The organism is Dehalococcoides sp. UCH007 (genome assembly GCF_001010485.1).
Classification (GTDB): domain Bacteria; phylum Chloroflexota; class Dehalococcoidia; order Dehalococcoidales; family Dehalococcoidaceae; genus Dehalococcoides; species Dehalococcoides mccartyi_A.
In genome coordinates this window covers 689,346-709,988 of sequence record NZ_AP014722.1, presented here as the reverse complement: position 1 = coordinate 709,988, position 20,643 = coordinate 689,346, and the positions used below count along the sequence as shown (strand labels likewise).

Annotated in this window: 23 protein-coding genes and 1 tRNA gene; 3 read left to right on the top strand and 21 right to left on the bottom strand. The window is 45.6% G+C overall.

The window, feature by feature from the left end:
- Nucleotides 1-53 precede the first annotated feature (53 nt).
- On the bottom strand, nucleotides 54-539 hold the full coding sequence (locus tag UCH007_RS03775; RefSeq protein ID WP_023652331.1) for a MarR family winged helix-turn-helix transcriptional regulator: 486 nt from the start codon (nucleotides 537-539) through the stop codon (nucleotides 54-56).
- 189 nt (nucleotides 540-728) lie between these two features.
- Here UCH007_RS03775 and efp point away from each other — a divergent pair, with 189 nt between their 5' ends.
- Nucleotides 729-1,295 (top strand): elongation factor P, encoded by a 567-nt coding sequence (gene efp, locus UCH007_RS03770; RefSeq protein ID WP_012882061.1) that lies wholly within the window; start codon nucleotides 729-731, stop codon nucleotides 1,293-1,295.
- A 5-nt stretch (nucleotides 1,296-1,300) separates the two neighbouring features.
- Nucleotides 1,301-2,230, top strand: coding sequence for an EF-P lysine aminoacylase EpmA (epmA, locus tag UCH007_RS03765; RefSeq protein WP_023652330.1), 930 nt, complete (start codon nucleotides 1,301-1,303; stop codon nucleotides 2,228-2,230).
- A 79-nt stretch (nucleotides 2,231-2,309) separates the two neighbouring features.
- Here epmA and UCH007_RS03760 read toward each other — a convergent pair whose 3' ends face one another.
- The 18 genes from UCH007_RS03760 to UCH007_RS03675 all read right to left on the bottom strand — a co-directional run bounded on the left by UCH007_RS03760 (nucleotide 2,310) and on the right by UCH007_RS03675 (nucleotide 18,575).
- Entirely contained in the window at nucleotides 2,310-2,654 is a 345-nt protein-coding gene (locus UCH007_RS03760) for a 4Fe-4S binding protein (protein ID WP_023652329.1), read from the bottom strand.
- A 9-nt stretch (nucleotides 2,655-2,663) separates the two neighbouring features.
- Nucleotides 2,664-3,743, bottom strand: coding sequence for a hydrogenase large subunit (locus tag UCH007_RS03755; RefSeq protein ID WP_046961092.1), 1,080 nt, complete (start codon nucleotides 3,741-3,743; stop codon nucleotides 2,664-2,666).
- On the bottom strand, nucleotides 3,744-5,129 hold the full coding sequence (locus UCH007_RS07890; protein ID WP_046961091.1) for an FAD-dependent oxidoreductase: 1,386 nt from the start codon (nucleotides 5,127-5,129) through the stop codon (nucleotides 3,744-3,746).
- Nucleotides 5,130-5,131: 2 nt separating this feature from the next.
- Nucleotides 5,132-5,725, bottom strand: a complete 594-nt coding sequence (locus UCH007_RS03745; protein ID WP_046961090.1) for a 2Fe-2S iron-sulfur cluster-binding protein — start codon at nucleotides 5,723-5,725, stop codon at nucleotides 5,132-5,134.
- On the bottom strand, nucleotides 5,725-7,647 hold the full coding sequence (locus UCH007_RS03740) for an NADH-ubiquinone oxidoreductase-F iron-sulfur binding region domain-containing protein (RefSeq protein ID WP_046961089.1): 1,923 nt from the start codon (nucleotides 7,645-7,647) through the stop codon (nucleotides 5,725-5,727). Before UCH007_RS03740 ends, UCH007_RS03745 begins: the two co-directional genes overlap by 1 nt.
- Nucleotides 7,648-7,660: 13 nt before the next feature.
- Nucleotides 7,661-8,146 carry a complex I 24 kDa subunit family protein gene (locus UCH007_RS03735; protein WP_082111136.1) on the bottom strand — a complete coding sequence of 162 codons (486 nt, stop codon included), beginning with the start codon at nucleotides 8,144-8,146 and terminating at the stop codon, nucleotides 7,661-7,663.
- A complete protein-coding gene (locus UCH007_RS03730; protein WP_046961088.1) occupies nucleotides 8,139-8,606 on the bottom strand; it encodes an NADH-quinone oxidoreductase subunit B family protein in 468 nt (155 codons plus the stop codon). Before UCH007_RS03730 ends, UCH007_RS03735 begins: the two co-directional genes overlap by 8 nt.
- Complete coding sequence (locus UCH007_RS03725; RefSeq protein WP_046961087.1) at nucleotides 8,607-9,455, bottom strand: complex I subunit 1 family protein; 849 nt, start codon at nucleotides 9,453-9,455, stop codon at nucleotides 8,607-8,609.
- On the bottom strand, nucleotides 9,452-11,398 hold the full coding sequence (locus UCH007_RS03720; protein WP_046961086.1) for an NADH-quinone oxidoreductase subunit 5 family protein: 1,947 nt from the start codon (nucleotides 11,396-11,398) through the stop codon (nucleotides 9,452-9,454). The genes UCH007_RS03725 and UCH007_RS03720 overlap by 4 nt, the downstream gene beginning before the upstream one ends.
- Before the next feature lie 139 nt (nucleotides 11,399-11,537).
- A complete protein-coding gene (lepA, locus tag UCH007_RS03715) occupies nucleotides 11,538-13,355 on the bottom strand; it encodes a translation elongation factor 4 (protein ID WP_046961085.1) in 1,818 nt (605 codons plus the stop codon).
- A gap of 61 nt (nucleotides 13,356-13,416) precedes the next feature.
- On the bottom strand, nucleotides 13,417-14,553 hold the full coding sequence (gene hemW, locus UCH007_RS03710) for a radical SAM family heme chaperone HemW (protein ID WP_046961084.1): 1,137 nt from the start codon (nucleotides 14,551-14,553) through the stop codon (nucleotides 13,417-13,419).
- Between the two features lie 86 nt (nucleotides 14,554-14,639).
- The gene (locus UCH007_RS03705; protein ID WP_156171831.1) at nucleotides 14,640-14,843 is read right to left on the bottom strand and encodes a hypothetical protein; all 204 of its coding nucleotides are present in this window, start codon (nucleotides 14,841-14,843) and stop codon (nucleotides 14,640-14,642) included.
- A gap of 351 nt (nucleotides 14,844-15,194) precedes the next feature.
- Complete coding sequence (locus UCH007_RS03700; protein ID WP_046961082.1) at nucleotides 15,195-15,410, bottom strand: hypothetical protein; 216 nt, start codon at nucleotides 15,408-15,410, stop codon at nucleotides 15,195-15,197.
- Between the two features lie 45 nt (nucleotides 15,411-15,455).
- Nucleotides 15,456-15,671 (bottom strand): hypothetical protein, encoded by a 216-nt coding sequence (locus tag UCH007_RS03695; RefSeq protein WP_023652318.1) that lies wholly within the window; start codon nucleotides 15,669-15,671, stop codon nucleotides 15,456-15,458.
- A 25-nt stretch (nucleotides 15,672-15,696) separates the two neighbouring features.
- Nucleotides 15,697-15,771, bottom strand: a tRNA-Gly gene (locus UCH007_RS03690).
- A 103-nt stretch (nucleotides 15,772-15,874) separates the two neighbouring features.
- Entirely contained in the window at nucleotides 15,875-17,092 is a 1,218-nt protein-coding gene (locus UCH007_RS03685) for an ABC transporter permease (RefSeq protein WP_046961081.1), read from the bottom strand.
- Nucleotides 17,085-17,981, bottom strand: coding sequence for an ABC transporter ATP-binding protein (locus UCH007_RS03680; RefSeq protein ID WP_046961080.1), 897 nt, complete (start codon nucleotides 17,979-17,981; stop codon nucleotides 17,085-17,087). Before UCH007_RS03680 ends, UCH007_RS03685 begins: the two co-directional genes overlap by 8 nt.
- A gap of 39 nt (nucleotides 17,982-18,020) precedes the next feature.
- On the bottom strand, nucleotides 18,021-18,575 hold the full coding sequence (locus UCH007_RS03675; RefSeq protein ID WP_046961079.1) for a DNA polymerase ligase N-terminal domain-containing protein: 555 nt from the start codon (nucleotides 18,573-18,575) through the stop codon (nucleotides 18,021-18,023).
- An 88-nt stretch (nucleotides 18,576-18,663) separates the two neighbouring features.
- Between UCH007_RS03675 and UCH007_RS03670 the strand changes: the two genes are divergently transcribed.
- On the top strand, nucleotides 18,664-19,452 hold the full coding sequence (locus tag UCH007_RS03670; RefSeq protein WP_046961078.1) for a biotin--[acetyl-CoA-carboxylase] ligase: 789 nt from the start codon (nucleotides 18,664-18,666) through the stop codon (nucleotides 19,450-19,452).
- A gap of 71 nt (nucleotides 19,453-19,523) precedes the next feature.
- Here UCH007_RS03670 and UCH007_RS03665 read toward each other — a convergent pair whose 3' ends face one another.
- Together UCH007_RS03665 and UCH007_RS03660 are read right to left on the bottom strand one after the other, a co-directional pair.
- Nucleotides 19,524-20,327 carry a slipin family protein gene (locus UCH007_RS03665; protein WP_012882041.1) on the bottom strand — a complete coding sequence of 268 codons (804 nt, stop codon included), beginning with the start codon at nucleotides 20,325-20,327 and terminating at the stop codon, nucleotides 19,524-19,526.
- Nucleotides 20,328-20,618 (bottom strand): NfeD family protein, encoded by a 291-nt coding sequence (locus UCH007_RS03660; RefSeq protein WP_023652313.1) that lies wholly within the window; start codon nucleotides 20,616-20,618, stop codon nucleotides 20,328-20,330. It lies immediately after the preceding gene.
- Between the last annotated feature and the right edge of the window lie 25 nt (nucleotides 20,619-20,643).

Here is a 20,643-nt window from a genome sequence, read left to right as displayed (position 1 = left end):
CTACTAAATATTTAAACTTTATGACCCACCCGGCGATGATTTTGAACATATGATTAAATCCTATTAGTATTTTCGATAGCCGCTGATTTGCTGGCAGCTGATTTTTCCAGTATGCAGAAACCGTTGCGTATTACAGACAAACCTTCGTTGTCTACCCCATCCAACAGTTCAGCTATTTTGTCTGTAGTAAACTGCCACAGACTCTCATAATGAGAAATCCCCTTTTCGGTCAAATGACAGATAACTACACGGCGGTTATCCGGTGGGGTTTCGCGTTCTACAAAGCCTTGCCTGACCAGACGATCTACAATACCCGTAAGGGTAGCCAAACCAATGCAAAGTTTTCTGGATATGACACCCATAGAAAGCGGCCCATTCAAACGCAATAGTAATAGTACTCGTAACTGGGGCATGGTAATTTCTGTTTCCAGCAATCCCTGCGGTACTACCAGTGCTTCAGTATAAAGTTTCTGGATAAGGCCCAGAATATCACTAACCAGGATTGTTTTTGCATTTTCAAAGCAATTTTCCTTAGTCATGTGTGTTCTCTCAATATATATTGGTGACATGAATATTTATTGTTACTACAACTATTTGCTTATCACTAATTATAATTACAAAAAATAATAGCGTCAATATACCTGACAACCAATTTGACTTGGTACACGTATATACATTATTATTTTCGGATTGAACACATTTAGTATTTTCTAATACGAAAGGCCAGTATGAATATAGAGGAAGTCAGCAAGAACAAGAAAATCCTGTTGGATGATATACCGTACAACGTGGATGATGTGGATTTTATGAAGCCGGGCAAAGGAAGCGCTGTGTACAGGATAAAATTCCGCAACCTAATGGACGGCGGTATTCTGGAGCGCACTTTTCATTCCGGGGATAAGCTCAAAGAAGCTGATGTATCTACCTATGATATGCAGTATCTCTATCATGAAAACGGCAATTATATATTTATGAACACTGACACCTTTGAACAGCACTATATGGCTGAAGACCGCATGGGTTCAAGAGGCGTTTTCCTGAAAGATGGCATGGTTATCCCTGTGCAGCTTTTAGGTGATACGCCTATTGAAATCACGCTGCCTAATTTTGTTGAGCTGGAAGTAATTGAAACTTCCATGAGTACAGGCAAGGAAACAGTAACTGCCCAGAATAAACCAGCCAAACTTTCCAATGGCATGGAAATTGGTGTGCCAACATTTATGAAGGCAGGGGATATTATAAAAGTAGATACCCGTACCGGTGCCTATGTTGAAAGAGTAGGCAACAAGAAGTAACTGTAATGTATTCTGACGAGAGGCAGCGGCTGGAAAGACTGAAAGATAACCTGAAACGCCGCATGCAAATCCTGGGTTTAATCCGCAGTTTTTTCAATGAGCAGGGGTTTCTGGAAGTGGAGACCCCTGTTTTTGTTCCCTCAGTTGCGCCGGAACGCTATATAAAACCGATTGAATGCCAAAATGGTTATCTGTCGACCTCACCTGAACTGTATATGAAGCGTATGCTGGCAGCGGGATATACAACCATCTATCAGATAAGCCGCTGTTTCCGGGCTGAAGAAAAAGGCCGCCATCACAACCCTGAATTCAGTATGCTTGAATGGTATAGGGTCGGAACAGATTACCTGCAGATGATAACTGATACCGAGAATCTATTTTATTATATCGCCATGAAGCTTTTTGGCAAACCCATGGTTTCTTATCTGGGGCATAATATTGACCTTACCCCCCCGTGGGAACGCAAAACGGTACATGATGCGTTTAGGGATATCGCAGGCTGGAATCCTATAATTATAGATGATGGAAAGCGTTTTGATGATGACCTGGTGTTAAAGGTTATTCCGTCTTTTCCATCCGAACAGCCTATGGTGCTGATGGATTATCCGGCTAAAATGGCATCTCTGGCCAGGATAAAAGAGACTAAACCGGAAGTAGCCGAACGAGCAGAGTTTTTTATATCCGGCTTGGAAATGGCCAATGCCTATTCAGAGCTGACAGACCCGCTTGAGCAGGCAAGCCGTTTTGCCGAAGAAAAATGGCTGATAGAATCCGAACAGAATAGACGGGTAGTTTCACCTGATAAATTTTTAGAGGCCGTAAAACATTTGCCCGTTTGTGCAGGAAATGCACTGGGTATAGACCGCCTGGTTATGTTTTTCTGTAATACAGACCAAATACAAGACGTAATGCCATTTACCGCAGACACTGCCTGACATATTGACATAATGTTTTTGCTTGTCAAATAATCAATCCCTGTTACAACCGGGATTGATTATTAAAGAAACTATTTGCCTAGTAGCGGTAGTGATGTACTTCGGTTATCTGGCAAATATGTTCAACCTGAGGTGCAGCATACAACGGATGCTGGATAATGGCATGCTGCAGACATGTCTCAGTACAGGTCCCGCAGTAAATACACTTCAACGGGTCATACTCTATAATATGTTTTTCCGGTTTAAGAGCAATAGCGCGGGCGGGGCAGACCCGGGCGCAATCATTGCACATATCACAACGCCCGGCATCCCAGGTAATGTTGCCACGTGAATCAGCAAATGACTCCCGTTTTTCGTATGGGTAGCGGCGGGTGGGGGGAGTTGAAAACAAATTTTTAAGTATTGTTCCTATCATCCAGGGCATAGCCTTCTCCTAACGCTCCGTGCAGGATATACATGGGTCTATAGATAAAGTAATAACAGGCACATCTGCCAGTTCACACCCCGGCAGCATTACCAATAGGGTAGGGATATTTGCAAAAGTGGGAGTGCGTATTTTGCACCTGTCCAGGTGGTTAGTGCCATTAGCCTTTATATAGTAAGTAAGTTCACCTCGGGGTTGTTCCACCCGGGTGAATACTTCCCCTTCGGGATAGGCATCTGCCTTAACCATTATTTCACCGGCAGGCATCTGATGGAGAGCCGCCAGAGTAAGGTCTATAGATTGATATAATTCACGGGTGCGTACTAAAGTACGGGCATAGCTGTCTCCGGCAGTTTCCACTACCGGTTCAAAGCCCAACTCCTTAAAAGCGGCATACCCGGTGGAACGGACATCAGACGAAACGCCGCTGCCGCGCATGGTAGGGCCGCAAGATCCTAAAGTAATAGCCTGGTCATAGGATAAAATACCTTTGCCTACAGTCCGTTTTTTCAAGGTGGGGTCATTCAGCAGGGTGGGCAGGATAGTTTTATCCATCATCTTTCTAAACTCACCCAGCATATCGGACGTTTTTTTCAGCATTTCGGTGTCTATGTCACGGCGCACTCCGCCCACCACACAGGCAGAGGTAATCACCCGGTGTCCGGCAGTCATCTCCAGTATATCCAGGATAATCTCACGGGCACGCCAGATTTGCATGAACAGGCTTTCAAAACCGAGTGCATCCGCCAACAAACCCAGCCAGAGGCTATGGCTGTGAAGACGGGAAAGCTCAGCCCAGACAGTGCGCAGATAATGTGCCCGTTGGGGAACTTCAATACCAGCCAGTTCCTCTATGCCCTGACAATAGCAAAGGGCGTGCTGGATTGAACAGATGCCGCAGATACGTTCTACCAGAAAGATATTCTGCCGCAGGGTATTTATCTCACAGGCCTTTTCTACCCCGCGGTGTACGTAACCGATAACCGGCGTAACCCCGACTACCGTTTCGTCTTCGCATTCCAGTTTAAGTTGTACCGGCTCAGGGAATACCGGATGCTGTGGCCCGAAGGGTATTACTGTTCGTGCCATTTATTCCTCCAAATCACAGCGCCAGCAGCGTTTGCCCTCGGCGGCGGCAACTTCACGGCTATAGCCGGCAGTTTCTTCATTTCGCTCTTTGGCTTGCTTAATATCATATTTAACACTTAAAGGTTTGCTCTTGGGCAAAATCCGTTCAAGGAAAGTATCACGGGATATCGGCTCGTGGGCTACAATATTTTCATACACCCACTTGCCGTCACTGCCCAGATATTGGTCTATACTGGCGGCCGCTTTTTTACCGGAGGCAACGGCATGAATTACCGAAGTAGGCCCGTTTACGGCGTCTCCGCAGGCAAAAACACCCTCCTGCGAAGTACTAAGCGTATCATCGTCAACCTTAAACACATTGCTGCCGTTTATATTTTCAACTGCCAGCCCGAATTTTTTAAATACGTCTGTAGCTCCGCTGAAAGCGGCTATTATGTTAGAGCGGCGTACTCCCTGATTGGCACCCAGCGCCAGCAAAGTGGCATCAAACCCCATTTCTTTGAGGCTACTCAGCGAATTTACGGCTGTACCCAGCTTGAACTCAACACCCAGTTTGGCAACGTTTTCAATTTCGGCATCCAGTATCTGGCGGGGCAGTGCATATTCAGGTATGCCTACCCGCATATAGCCGCCGGCTTTCGGCAAAGCCTCAAACACAGTTACCTTATGCCCCTTTTTGGCCAGAAAATAAGCTGCTGCCAAGCCAGCCGGACCAGAGCCAACCACGGCCACTTTTTTGCCAGTGGCTTTGGCGGTGAGGATATCTGTATAATGGCCGTATTCATAGGCCGCCCGTTTAAGCTGTTTGATGCTTATAGCTTCTCCGCACTTGCCCTGGCGGCAGGCAGATTCACAGGGGGCTAAGCAAACCCGGCCCAGTATTCCGGGGAAAGGCATGGCCTGTTTGATTACAGCTAAGGCCGCATCATAGTTCCCTTCGCCGCAAAGGCGGACATAACGGGATACATCGATACCTGCCGGGCAAGTCCTCTGGCAGGGGGCAGTCAGGCGTTCTACCGGAATAAGCTTGTAATCAGGGGCTTTTATCATGTAGCTTTTGGGGGTTTCTTTGGTGACCAGAAAACCGCCGCTGAAATCTATAGCAATTTTGCTGAGTTTGAGCTGGTAAAGCTCCTGCATTTCGTTTTCAATAAGCGAAGCACATAGATATATATTTGAAATACTGGGAACAGTTTCATTTTTATCTATTTTTAACCGAAGATGCTTCATCCTAAGGCCATTTTCCAGATTGTAGTGGTAAATAACTTCAAATTCATCACCCAAGTCTATACAGGAAGCCGTACAGAATATTGCCCCTTCGTCATAGAGCTTTTGGGTTTGGTCAAGCAGTTCTTCGGTTTTTATATATTCAGCATTTTCTAACATAACTATTCCTCAGTCCCGAAAGTGAGAGCTTTGGCCATTTCAAAATTAGCCCGGATAAAGTTTGTGGGACAAATATCAAAACATTGCTGGCACTTTTCACATTCACGGTTGGCAATTTCAGGTACAAACGTTACTTCACGCTGAGTACCCCGGCTGATAAAGCACAAAGCATTGGCCTTTTTAACCTCGGCACAGTAGCGCACGCATAAGCCGCAGAGTATACAAAAAGAAGCATCATGACTGAAGCGGGCGGTATCCGCACCGTATTCTTCAGCCAGGTCTCGTATGGGTTTTGAAGCGGGGGCTTTAGTAAGCAGCAACTCTATAAGTACCTTGCGGATATGGCGTATTTTTTCGGTATTGGTATTTACTACCAGGCCGTTTGATGCCGGATAAACACACGAAGCTACCACCTTGGAGCGCGAGCCTGTTATTACCTCCACGCTGCATACACGGCATCCGCCATATGGTTCAAGCTGCTCATGAAAGCAAAGCGAAGGTATATGAATACCGGCTGCGGCCGCTGCCTGAAAAACAGTTTGCCCGTTTTGAGCAGTAATTTCCCTGCCATCTATGGTAAGCTTGATTTCTTCCATTATTCTGCCTTCCGGTTTAAAGGAATAGGTCCAGATGGTACATTTTCCGGTATAGGTATGCCGGATATTTTCCTGACCGCATCAAATTTGGCGGGGCAGGTATCAAGACAGGCACCGCATTTGATGCATTTATCCTGTTCTATAGTATGAATAAGCCCTTTGCCGCCCTTGATGGCATCAGTGGGGCAGTTTCGGGCGCAGATCATACAGGCTTTGCATTTGTCAGGGTCAATATAGAAAGTAAGCAAGGCTTTGCAGACACCGGCTTCGCAATGTTTGTTTTTAATATGGTCAATGTATTCATGGCGGAAATATTTAAGGGTGGTCAGCAAAGGATTGGGGGCTTGCTGTCCCAAAGCGCACAGGCAGGCTTCACTCATCACCCCGCTCAGGTCTTCAAGCGTATCCATATCTGCCATAGTGCCGTTGCCTTCAGTGATACGGGTAAGTATATCTACCAGCTGGCGAAGCCCTTCGCGGCAGGGCAGGCATTTTCCGCAGGATTCGTCTGAAAGAAAGTTTATAAAATAGCGGGCAATATCTACCATGCAGGTTTCTTCGTCCATTATGATAAGCCCGCCTGAACCTACCATAGAACCCAGTTTACTCAGCACATCATAATCAACAGGCGAATCCAGCAGGTTTTCGGGTATGCAGCCGCCTGACGGGCCGCCTGTCTGTACAGCTTTTATTTTTTTACCGTCACGCAGGCCGCCGCCTATTTTAAATATAATGTCCCGGAGGGTAGTACCCATAGGCACTTCTACCAATCCGGTATTGTTAACCTTGCCAACCAAAGCAAATATTTTGGTGCCTTTGCTGCCTTCGGTACCGATAGACCTAAACCACTCCGCCCCTTTGTTTATAATATGGGGGACATTAGCCCAGGTTTCCACGTTATTTAGATTTGAGGGTTTATCCCAGAGCCCCTTGATAGCAGTGCGGATATATTTGGGGCGGGGTTCACCGACCCGTCCTTCAATGGCAGTCATTAGGGCCGAAGATTCGCCGGAAACAAAAGCGCCTGCGCCTTCGTGGACTTTGACAATAAAATCAAAGCCGGAGCCAAGTATATTTTTACCAAGCAGACCATACTCCTCTGCCTGCCTTATGGCAGCATACAGGTTTTCCACCGCCAGAGGATATTCAGCACGGACATATATATAACCTTCTTTTGCACCGATTGCAAAAGCCCCGATAGCTAGACCTTCCAATACACAGTGAGGATTCCCCTCCATGATGGAACGGTCCATAAATGCCCCCGGGTCACCTTCGTCACAGTTAACCAGCACGTATTTGACCGGGTCTGCGGCATCACGGGTGGTGCGCCACTTTTTACCGGCAGGGAAACCGCCGCCGCCGCGTCCGCGCAGATTGGCTGTATCTACTTCTTCCAGTACAGATTCCGGGTTCATCTGGAAAAGGGCTTTAACCAAGGCGGAATAACCGCCCCGCTGGATATAATCCTCTATATTCTGGGGGTTTATATGCTCGTTATCGCCCAGTACAGTCCGTTCCTGGTACTTGTAAAAGGGGATATCCTGATGATAAACCAGCCTTTCGCCGCTGGCAGGGTCTTTGTAAAGCAAATGGTCTACCAGTTCGCCGGTTTTTATTGTTTTAGCAACAACGTCTGCGGCGTCTTCAGGTTTTACATGGAAATAGCAGATATTTTGGGGATAGATAACAACTACCGAACCTTTTTCACAAAAACCATGACAACCGGTCTCTTTGATATCAACCTGATTGTCCAGCTCTTGCTTGGCAAGCTCATTTCGGAAAGCGTCTACCAATTTTACTGAACCTAAAGCCCGGCAACCGGTGCCGCAACATATCGTTATGCAGAGACGGTTGGCAGACTGTTTTTCAACCAGTTTTTTTCGCAGTATTTCCAGCTCAGCCGGAGTATTTAGCCTTGGCATCATATGCTCCTAACTAATCGTAGTCTGCCAATATTTTTTCAGCATCGGCGGTAGGCAATTTGCCATGATAATGGCCGTCAACCACCACAACCGGCCCTAAAGCACAGCAACCCAGACAGTTTACCGTTTCAAGAGAGAACTTAAGGTCAGGAGTAGTTTCGCCGGCTTTTATACCCAGTGATTTCTCCAGGCGGTCAAGTATCTTGGGTGCACCAAATACGTGGCAAGCAGTACCCACGCAGACACTTACATTGTGCTTGCCTTTGGGTATTACGCTGAAAAGTTTATAGAAAGTGGCTACATGATAAACCCTATTCACAGGTACATTCAGGGTTTGGCTTACTTTATACAAAGCCTCTTTGGGAAGCCAGTTGTATTCTTTTTGAATTTTTAAGAGCACCTGAATAAGCATATCAGCTTTATCACGGTAACCGTCAAGGATATTGTCCAGCTTGGACAAGTCAATAACATCAGGTGTTTTAGTCTCACAATTACACATGCTGTTCCTCACATTTGGCATCGGCTTTGGCTTTAGCTTTTTTCTCAGCCAGCTTGCCAAGTCCCATAACCACACCGTCTATAATGGCTTCTGGTCTGGCGGCACAGCCGGGGACATAAACATCTACAGGTATTACCTTATCTACACCGCCCAGTATATTCGGACAGTTATGAAAAACACCGCCGCTGCAACCGCAAGTGCCTATAACAATAACTACTTTTGGGTCAGGCATTTGCTGATACAAGTTTTGTAAAACACGGTAATTACGTTTATTGGCAGGGCCGGTTACCAGAAGTACATCCGAGTGTTTGGGGTTTCCCATGTTCACAATGCCGAAACGTTCAACATCATAAATAGGGGTAAGGCAGGCCAGTATTTCAATATCACACCCATTGCAACTGCCGCAATCAAAATGGAGCAGCCAAGGTGATTTTATCTGGGACTTCGTAATAAAATCCAATTATGCCCCTCCCAGTACTGAAAGTCCGATAAGGTTAACCAACGCCAAACCCAGCCCGAACATCCATGATATTTTGAGCATGGACGACCAGGTAAGACGGGCTGTAATATTGTCAATCACCAGCACCAAAAACCAGCAACCCAGTGCCAGGGCAACGCCGGGCACAATACCTGGAAGCCACATGAGAGAGATAAATCCCAGTACCAGTATCAGTTCGTACATATGAGCAATTTCTATAAGCCCAAGGTGAATGCCTGAATATTCGGTAAATACACCTTTCACCAGTTCTTGATGGGCATGTTCCGAAGAAGATATATCAAACGGGGATTTACGCATAAGAATAACCAGTACCAGAACCAGGGTGAGCAATATGGGCCACAACGAGGGCAGCAAGGGCTGGTCTATTTCGGAAATCATGAAACTGCCGTTAGCAACATAAAGCCCGATAGCCGTTATAATCAAGATAGGTTCATAAGAAAGTATCTGCAGAAGCTCACGGTTGGCACCAATCTGGCTGTACGGGGAACGGGTGGCAAAAGCACCCACAACCAGAAATACGTCTGCCACACCCAGCACCAGTACAATCAGCAGCAGGTCTTGGCCGAGGAAAAACATGACTGTAGCCGCCATGATAAACAGCAGGTAACCTATAGAACCAACGGCCTGCATACGGCCAGTAATCATGCGGCGTTTGGCAAGCAGCTTGATAGTATCGTAGATAGGCTGAAGCAAAGGCGGCCCGAATCTTCCCTGCATGCGGGCAGTTAATATACGGTCAAACCCGCGAAGCAAACTGCCGAGTACCGGGGGCAAAACCAGGGCTAGGGCAACCAGCAACCATTCGTTCATATCAGCACCACTACCAGCATACTAACCAGTATCAAAAGGCCAACTATTTTTAGCCCGGTATCCAGATGGGAATTGGCAAACTGGGTGTCAAGATACATAGACCCCAGCTTTAGTTTAGTTTCACCGTCAGCTACAGAATAAAAGCTGTCAGCTGAAGTGCTTACATTTTCACCGCACATATAGGCAGTGCTGAGGTTTTTAGTTTTGGGCTTAAATAAAACCGGCACCAGTATAATGGCTATGGCCAGCAGGATAAAAAGCGGCCAGGCGGTAAATAAACCTGCGGCACTTCCAAAAAATCCATTTGAAGTGTCAATGACATTCGGATAGAAAGCAGTTACAGCCGGTAAAATAAAGCTTTCATAGAAGGATATCACCCCTATACTGAACACTCCGGCAAAAGCCAGCAACATCAGTAAAGGGCTGTGATATAAAAATGAAAAACGTTCAAAACGTATTTTCACAATTCCAGGTGTTACACTGAAAAAACGCCCCAGCCATTTCACCCAGAAAACGGTAGTAGCCGCCGAACCTATAACCAGCAGCAGGAACACCAGCGGCGAAATAAACCCTGACATAGCTGAAGTAGCCTCTATGGCAGCCCATTTACCCAGCAGCATACCAAAAGGCACCAGCATCATTGAGAGAATACCGGCAACTGTTATGCCGGCTATCAAAGGATAACGGCGTACCAGGCCTTCCATATCTTCAATGTCTCGACTGCCCATAGAGTGGTCTATAACGCCTACACACATAAAGAGCAGCGCTTTAGATATGGCATGAAAAATGGTGAGCACAATGGCAGCAGTAATTGCCAAAGGAGTATTTATACCTACGCACATTATAATCAGCCCAAGGTTTGAAATGGTGGAGTAGGCCAAAACTTTCTTGGATTCACGCTGGCTTATAGCCATAATGGCAGTTACCATAAAAGTAAATGCCCCGAACAGGGCAATTAACGTAGCCAAAGCAGTATCGGTAATAGACGGTGCCAAACGGATAGAAAGGTAAATACCCGCTTTGACCATGGTGGAGGAGTGAAGTAAAGCAGAAACAGGCACCGGTGCCACCATTGCTCCCAAAAGCCAGCCTTGAAACGGTACCTGGGCTGCTTTGGTGAAAGCGGCCATAAACAGGAAGAAAAGAGGTGCCATGGCTATGGCCGGGTTAGTTATAAGAGCCTGCAGGGAAATGCTGTCATAATTTGTAAAGACATAAATGATAGCCAGCACAAAACCTAGACCGCCTATCAGATTCATCCACAATGCCCGGAAAGCATTGTTTATGGCTTCTTTGGTTTGTTCATGTCCGATCAGGGCAAAACAACATAAAGTAGTTATTTCCCAGAAAAAGTATATCCAGAGAAGGTTATCAGAAAAGACAATGCCGTTCATAGCTCCCAGCAGTATGGTCATAAAGAAAAAGAAACGGGGCTGGCGGGTGATGCCAAGATGCTGATGATGCTCATGATCTTTCATATATTTGATTGCGTAAAGCAGTATAAGCGAACCGATAATGGAAATAATAAGGCACATGATAATGGAGAGCTGATCAATAAAAAAAGCCGGTTCTGAAGAAAGCGGAACGGCAGGTGCCCAAACAAACTCAAACAGACCCAGAAGGATTATCTGGGAAAGCACCAAACCGGAAGTTAGAATACCTCTGGCACTCCAACCGTTCTTAATAATATCTTTGACGCCCACAAACAAGAAGAACGCCAACAAAACATAGTCCAATATCAAAATAATACTATCCCACTGGTGGGCGGGACTGTATTCAATAGGTAAACCACCCTGTGAAAACAACAGAATAGAGCTGGAAATAAGCACAATAGCAGAGGAGGCAACAAGCCCAGACCGGAGAAGGGTGTTTTTCAGAAACAGACAAATCAAGCCGGCTGCAAAGGGGAAGAGAACGGCAATAGCAATAAGACTAATGGCCAAAATCTAATCTTCCTTTTTAGTAATGTCTACTTACGGGCACGAAGACATACGTATACAAAAGACAATAGAATACCCGAAAGTAGCTTAAGTGGCGGTATTGTAACACACTAATTGCCCTTTGGCAAGGCAAAATAGCAAATTATTGAAGTTTCAGGACACTTAAAAATGCTTCTTTTGGCACTTCCACTTTGCCAATTTGACGCATTTTCTTCTTGCCTTCCTTCTGTTTATCCAGAAGTTTACGTTTACGGGTAATATCACCGCCGTAACACTTGGCAATTACATCTTTGCGTTTGGCAGATATGTCAGCCCGTGCCACAATTTTACTGCCGATAGCCGCCTGAAGGGTGACTTGATATAGCTGTCTGGGTATCATTTCCTTCAGCTTCTTTACCAGCGCTTCACCTATTTCATGAGCTTTATCCGGAGGAATAATACGACTGAAAGCATCTACCGGTACATCATTCACCAGAACGTCTATCTTGGAAAGATGAGCATCGCGGTAGCCGATAAACTCGTAGTCCAATGAGGCATAACCCTGAGTGCGGCTTTTCAGTTGGTCATGAAAAGTGGTGAGTATGGAGCGCAGAGGCATATCGTAATGAAGCTGTACCCGCTGCCCAAGCTCACTCATGGCCAGCTGCCCCAGATACTCGGTATTTTTATAAACGCCGTAATTTTCCCGGACTAAATCCATAACCGTACCGATATATTTTGAAGGGGTTATAATCACCACCGAAACCCACGGCTCTTCAATACGGGCTATTTCGTGTGGCAAAGGCATTTCATTTGGGTTTACGACTGTAAGGACTTCATCGCTGGTACGGGTGACTGTCAGGCTGACACCGGGGGAGGTTACTACCAGTGAAAGGTTAAATTCACGTTCCAGCCTTTCAACTATTATATCCAGATGGAGCAGCCCCAAGAAACCGCAGCGGAATCCGTGACCTAAAAGCGGGCTGGATTCCGGTTCAGAAGATAGTGAAGCATCATTCAGGCTTAGCTTTTCCATAGCTTCACGCAGTTCATGATAGTCATCTGTCTGGGTGGGATAGATGCCGGCAAAGACCATGGCTTTGGCCGGATGATAACCGATAAGCGGCTGGGTTGCACCCCCATGCTGCAGGGTCACTGTATCACCCACTCGGCATTCACCTACAGACTTAAGCCCGGTGGCTATATAACCTACATCACCTACGTCAAGCCTCAAAGCAGCTACCTGGGCAGGGGCAAAATATCCGGCTTCAAGCACTTTGAATTCTGTGCCTTGTCCCATCAGGCACAGGTCATCACCCTTGTTTATATTACCGTCGGCTACCCGCAAATAGGCAACCACACCTTTGTAAGGGTCATAATGTGAATCAAATATAAGCGCCCGCAGAGGCAGATTAGCATTACCCTTGGGGGCAGGCACTCTGGTTACAATAGCTTCCAGCAATTCCGGTACGCCCAAACCCAATTTTGCACTGATTTGGATTACGGAATCTTCATCGTAACCCAATACACTTTTAATTTCACCCATTACCCGCGGGATATCAGCCCCGGGCAGGTCGATTTTATTAATAACCGGAATAATTTCCAGATTGTACTCTATTGCAAGGTAAACGTTTGCCAGGGTTTGAGCCTGAATGCCTTGAGTTGCGTCTATGACAAGGATAGCCCCTTCACAAGCGGCAATAGTCCGTGAAACTTCATAAGAAAAATCCACGTGTCCGGGAGTGTCTATAAGATTCAGGCGGTATTCCTGATTGTTCTTCGAGATATAACGCAGACGAATAGCCTTGGCTTTTATGGTTATGCCGCGCTCACGCTCAAGCTCCATACTGTCCATGACCTGTTCGCACATTTCATCACGCCGAAGAGTACCGGTCATCTCTATCAAACGGTCAGCCAGAGTGGACTTGCCGTGATCTATATGGGCAATAATGCAGAAATTTCTTACACTGGATTGACTCATATCACCAACTTTAACTATATGCTTGTGATTGCTGAATATATAAATTAGCGTATTTTAATCTTTAAGGCAAGAAACGCCAGAAAACCTCGTTAGAAAGCAAACGGCCTCTAGGTGTCAAGCGGATACATCTGTCATGTTCTTCCAAGAGCCCAAGCTCAACACATTCCTGAATCTGGGGATAATACACATCCATCACGCACAGGCCGAAGCGGTTTTCAATATCTTCGGCAGTTATACCCTTATCCAGCCGAAGACCCAGTATGATAGTTTCCGCCAGCTGATTAGCCAAGTCTACATATATATTTTCAGATGGCTTAGGAGGACAATTATTCTGCCAGCAGAATAAATACTCATCAAGATTTATATCATTAGCTGTACGGCAATTTTGAAAAAATGAATGCCCTGCTACACCCAAACCCAGATATGGTCTGTTTTGCCAGTAGGTGAGGTTATGGAGGCTTTGGTATCCCGGTTTAGCCCAGTTGGATATCTCATAATGACGGTATCCGGCATTATCCAGCATTTCTTCAGCCAGCTGATACTGGTCAGCGGCAATTTCAGAATCCATAAAGGGCAATAACCCTTTTTGTACCTGCAGATACATAGGGGTGTCTTCCTCCAAAGTCAGACCATAGAGTGAAATATGCTCCGGTGCCAGTTTCAGCACTTCATTGAGATTGGTCTTAAAAGAAAGAGGAGTAGAATGGGGCAGGCCATAAATAAGGTCAAGGTTTATATTGTCAAAACCGGCGGCTCGGGCTTTTTTGTATACATCCTGTGCCTGGGTGGTATTATGCAAACGCCCCAGCACTGCCAGTTCTGCATCTGAAAAACTTTGGATACCCAAGCTCAAGCGGTTTATGCCAAGGCGGTTTATTTGTTCAAGATACCGCAGGGTAAGAGTACCCGGGTTTGCTTCTAAGGTAACTTCTGCATCGGGTAAAATCCGGGCAGAAGTCTTTATACCGGATATGATATCTGCTATCTGCGCCGGTGATAAAAGACTGGGTGTGCCTCCGCCAAAATACAGGCTGTGGAAGCAAAGCCCATCTGTCCGCAGTTTTATTTCTTTCTTCAGGCAGTTTACATAATCAGGTATGTGCTCAAGCTTATTTGTATAAGAAACAAACGAGCAGTATCCGCATTTTTTAAGGCAAAAAGGGAAATGCATATACAAAGCAAGGCTGTTTTCAGTCATAAGAATATTATATCAGGATTGGGCAGAGTGTGTATCATCAGGGTTAAACGGTATCAGAACATCATTATCTGGCTGAAAATATCAACTTAAAGCATTTTTGAAAGGGTATTGTTGGCAGCAAGACCTTCGTGGAGAGGGTCTTTAAGGTCTACAACCATACCTAGAATTATACTGGGCAGATATGTCATGAGATGAATACCTGTGAAATTCATTACGGCACTGGAATCACCCTGGGAAAAGCTGAGTACTGAAAATAATACTATTGCCAATGCCAGACCGTACTTCAGCATATTGACAATACTGCTTTCTAAGGCGGCGGACAATTTCTATCCAGCCATAATGTAATATCTTCTCCAAGCACTCTCAGTTGCCGGTTATCTAAAAAGGCTATTTCAGAAAGCCGCTTTTACCAATCGGTTTTTGCAATGCAGAATAACTGGTAAGGGGAAGTTCAAATAATATGGCCTTGTAGAGGTTAATTCTAACATTAGAGGATAACCGCCAGAAACGCGCTGATTGCTCTGATACAACGTTATCAGCAGCAAGTAACATAGGGGTATCATTTGGTGGCATTTCTCCAATACCGGCTGCAATCACATTGCAGAGCGGCTGTTTTCCGGGGCTATTTATTAATCAAGAGATTATTTGGAAAAGGAATTACGGTAATGGATATTCCACTTGGCAGCCAATGAAGCTACATATGCCCGGCTTTCAGGTGAAACTGCACGGTTAAGCTCCGCCAAGAAACCATGGAGGAGTTCTCCGCCTGTCATACCGGGCATAGGCTCTTCGGGACCGGGAAGGTTAATGTACACAATCTCGGTCATAACTTTCTGGTATTCAATTGCTACACCCATGATGCACCTCTTTTACCCCCTTGACGGGATAAGTGCGGGGGGATATTAGCGACCGCTGCTGTTACGGTAATGAATATTCCACTTGGCGGCTAAAGTGCTTACAAAAGCCCTCGTTTCAGCCGAAGGAGCCCTGTTGAGTTCAGCCAAAAAACCATGGAGGAGTTCTCCGCCTGTCATGCCTGGTTGAGGTTCTTCAGGCCCTGGCAGGTTCACATACACGATTTCGGTCATTTGCTTCTGGTAATCAATTGCAGTTCCCACGCAGCACCTCTTTCTAAATTTGTTATGGAGCGGGTGACGGGATTCGAACCCGCGACGTCTTGCTTGGGAAGCAAGCACTCTACCGCTGAGTTACACCCGCAAGTTTTGAGGCTATTTTAGAGCAATTCGGCCGAATAGTAAAGGGCTTGGCAGCTTTCCAGCCTGTTTAGCCGTACAAAATATCAGCTTTGCTCTCGGCCAGCCTAAGTTTGCCTGATAAGGTGCAGTATTTCTTTTATGCTGGGGGTTTTACCATACATAAGCAAAAATACTCTGAATAATTTGGCGGCTAACCCGAAAAACAGCCAAATAGTAAGGCTTAGAAGAATAGCTGCCAATACAATCTCCCATACAGGGATACCCGTACCCATCCGCATGATAATGGTAATAGGTGCGGTCATAGGGAAAAGTGAAAGAGCTATGTTCAGGATACTATCTCCACCTTCCAAAATAAACGGCATCAGGTAAAAAGGAAAGGCTGCAGACATAGTAACAATAACTGACAGCTGCTGCCCGTCGCGCACGTTAGAGGTAATAGCGCCAATCGCCGCCATAAGTATGGAATACAGAAAATAGCCAAGTACAAAGAAAACCAGACAGACTATTATCATATCCGCCTGTATAGATAAAGCCCCCAGAATGTCGCCGAAGGTTTTAGTAGCAAATTGAACCAGACCCCATGCACATACCAGCCAGAAAGTGACTTGTATAAGTCCAGCCAGACCCAGACCTACTATTTTGCCGGTCATAAGTTCACGGGTGGTGACAGAAGAAAGGAGTACTTCCATAATACGGTTTTCTTTTTCCTCACTCAGCCCTTGCAGCAGGTAGCCAGAAGCCGTAAATATGGCCAACAACAAAAGAATGCCGAAAAGATAGGAAACAATATAGTTGGGAATGCCGCCCTGACCAGGTGCCGGCTGGCCGGATTCGTCTATAACGGTATTTACCAGAGCAAACGGGTTTTGTACACGGCTTAAGATATCGGCATCCACCTTGCCGCCTAAAAGATTTGAGGTAAGAAAGCTGGATATAGCGTAAGAAATATCCCCGCCGGGAGAAATTTCAGTTTCCAGGGTAAAACGCTGAATTATACCGGTATTTATATAGTTCTCAGGTATAATGAGAAATTCGTCCAGTTCCCCATTTAGCATATTATCAACCGCTGTCTGAGAGTCTGTTTGAGGCACCAGTACAACCCCTGGCTGTTCCTGATAGCCGCTGAAAACCCCCACCTGATCCACATAACCTATTTGCAGGGGTTCGGCAGTATCCGGCTGTGCGTTTATATCCTGCACCACCATACCCACCAAAATACCCACCAAACCCAGCACCGGCAAAGCCAGTGATGTTATCAAAAAACCTTTGCGTTTCAAGGTTGACATGAACTCGTGTTTTAAAACAATACTGTATTTAGACATTTTTCTTACCTGCAATGCTGATAAAAATATCATTTAAAGTAGGAGTAGCTATTTCAAAGCGGTGAATAATCAGTCCGCTGTTTACCAGTTGCACCAGCACATTCTGGGCAGTGGTGTTTCCATTTAATATAATATGAGCTTTGCCGCTTGCCGCTTTGGCATCAAGAACTTTATCCAGAGGTGGGAATTCACCTTCGTAATCTACTTCAAGAGTATTGCTGCGGTAGTGATTTTTGATATCAACCAGATTGCCGTAAAGCACCTGCTTACCTTTATTAAGCATGCAAACCCGATCACACATTTCTTCTACTTCATTCATGCGGTGAGTAGAAAGGATAAGTGATTTATTTTTACTGCGTAACTCCAGCATCAGATTCTTTACCAGCTGAACATTTACCGGATCAAGCCCGTTAAACGGTTCATCTATTATCATCAGAACCGGGTCATGAAGAATAGCAGAAACTAGCTGTACCAACTGCCCCATGCCATGTGAAAGCTGCTCAATCTTTTTTTCAGCATGGGCTGAAAGCCCCACTTTTTCCAGTAATTCCAAAGCCTTAGCTTTGGCAGCAGAAGGGTTCATGCCTTTTAAACTAGCCAGATATACCAGAGAATCTATAATTTTCTGCTTTCGGTAAAGCCCGCGTTCTTCAGGAAGATAGCCGATATGATTCTGGGCGTCAGCATTCATCTGTTCGCCCAGTATAAGCACTTTACCGCTGTCAGGCTTTATAATATCCATCATCATGCGGAGAGTGGTAGTTTTGCCTGCTCCGTTAGGTCCAATAAGCCCCATAATCTGCCCCTGTTCAAGGCTAAGAGACAAATTATCTACTATGATATTCCGTCCATATATTTTAGATATGCCATGTGTTTCTACTACATTCATAGATTAACTCCCCCTGTGTATATAGACGCTAAGCCTGTTTTAAGTAATATTTTCAACCAATTTTCCGCTTATCACCGAAGCCGGTTGTTCATCAAGTATATTTGATAACGGGCGGGCAAATGCATCTTCCATCTTCACCATCAACCAGCCCATTTTAGTCCGTAAAAGCGAATATCCGCCTTTGAGTTTTTCACCCTGAAGTTCTATTACCAGATGTCCTGTGTCATAAGACTCTGCCAGTGTTTTTCCTGCTTTAAGGTTTGTAAAAGTACCTCTATCCCAGACTATCACCTGCCCCGCCCCGTATTCACCCGCCGGTATTACACCTTCAAAAGAGGCGTACTGCATGGGATGGTCTTCGGTAGGCACAGCCAGCCGTTTTTCTTTAGGACTGGCAGACGGCCCTTTGGGAACAGCCCATGATTTTAAAACCCCATCAATTTCCAGTCTGAAATCATAGTGCAGGCGGCTGGCAAGGTGTTTTTGGACAACAAATACTGGCTGTACAGAGAGTGTACTTCGTACACCAGAAGGTTCAGCAGTTTTAGCAAAATTACGTTTGCGGTTATATTCTTCCAGAGGGTTGGACGGCATAGCAGTTTACTCCCCCGATGTGCCTGTTGTTGTATAATATAATGGTCTTGGCTGTAAAGTCCAGATATTTAAACTTCCGGAGAAATATATGAGCATGTCTTGTATATCTATAAATGATATCCGAAATAACCTGCACACCTGTTTTATGGGAAGGGAAATAATTTATCTGCCGGAAACTGTATCTACCCAGACCGTAGCAATGGATATGGCACGCAAAGGTGCCGAAGCCGGTACAGTGATAATAACCGAAAGGCAAACAGAGGGACATGGACGTCTGAAACGGTTGTGGTTATCACCCCAGGGTAACATATACATGTCATTTATACTGCACCCCAATCAAAATGAACTTTCACGCTTGATAATGACTGCTTCACTGGCAGTCAGTTTTGCCATAGAAGATACAACCGGTATAATGACCGAACTGAAATGGCCGAATGATATCCTGATAAAAGGTAAAAAAGTATGCGGAATGCTGATAGAAAATGATATACGGGACGGACAGGTGAATTCCAGTGTGGTAGGGCTGGGTATAAATGTAAATACCGATATGCAAACCTACCCCGAACTAAGAGATATTGCAACCAGTCTGATAAACCATACCAGGAAACCTGTAAGCCGTGAGAAACTGATACTTGGCTTTCTGCACGAGTTTGAAAGGCTGTATCTTTATTTAAACGAACACGGTGAATGTGTGTTTGAAATGTGGAAGAAACGGCTGATTACACTAGGTAAAGAAGTAGACGTAACAAGCGGCAGAGATATTTATAGGGGGATAGTGGAAACTGTCAATCCGGATGGCAGCCTGAGAATACGGCTGGCGGATGGTAATCTGGTGCATATAATGGCGGGGGACGTAAGCCTGAGGCATGCTGATTGATATTTAATATATACATAAATAAGAAGGCCTGCTTTCAAAGCAGGCCTTCTTATTTATCTGATGGTACAAAACTATTCTTTAGTGTCTTTTTCAGTCTTCGGGTTAGTCATGCCTTTCCCTTTATCCATGAACATACTGATAAGGTCTACCGGCACAGGGAAAATTATAGTGTTAGAGTGTTCTGAAGCAATTTCGGTCATGGTTTGCAGGTAACGCAGCTGCAGACTGACCGGCTCTTTGGCAATAACCTTGCCGGCCTGAGCCAGTTTCTGGGAAGCCTGCATTTCGCCTTCGGCATGAATAATCTTGGCACGGCGTACCCGCTCGGCTTCAGCCTGAGCGGCCATAGACCGTTTCATAGCTTCGGGCAGTTCCACTTCTTTTATTTCTACAATGCTGACTTTAACACCCCACGGGGCAGTAGCTTCGTCTATAATCTGCTGAAGTATCTGGTTTAGTTTTTCACGCTGGGAGAGCAGTTCGTCAAGCTCTGACTGGCCAAGTACATTTCTGAGGGTAGTCTGGGAAATCTGGGAAGTAGCCCGGTAATGGTCAACCACTTTCACCACCGAGGCCTCAGGGTCTACCACTCTGAAATAAACCACGGCGTTAACCCTTACGGTGACATTATCACGGGTAATAACTTCCTGTCCGGGTACATCCATAGTAACTACCCGCAGGTCAACCTTTACCATGCGGTCTACAAAGGGGATAAGGAAGAATAAACCCGGCCCTTTGCCGCCGATAAGCCGCCCCAGCCGGAATATGACACCCCGTTCGTACTCGGCAACTACCTTGACGGCCATACTGAGTATAAGTAGCAGTATAACCAGAACCACACCAACCGTAATTAAGGTATTTAAGGTTTCTTCCATTTATTCGTTCCTTTCCATTTTGACGTACAATTTCAATCCTTCCAGACGTACTATAACCACTTCCTGTCCCACTTCGGCAGTGCCGTTTTCAATATGCGCCGCCCATATCTCCCCGTCATATAGCACTTTGCCTTCGGGGTTTAGCGGGGTTTTTACCAAAGCTTTTTTGCCGTACAGCTCTTCTTTGCCGGTGGCAGCTTGTTTTAGGTGAGCACTGACCACTTGATTTACCACGAAAATAATTACCAGCACCGCTATGATGATTAAAGGGGCAATCCAATACCAGCTCATCTTTACTCCTTCATCAGCCAATACA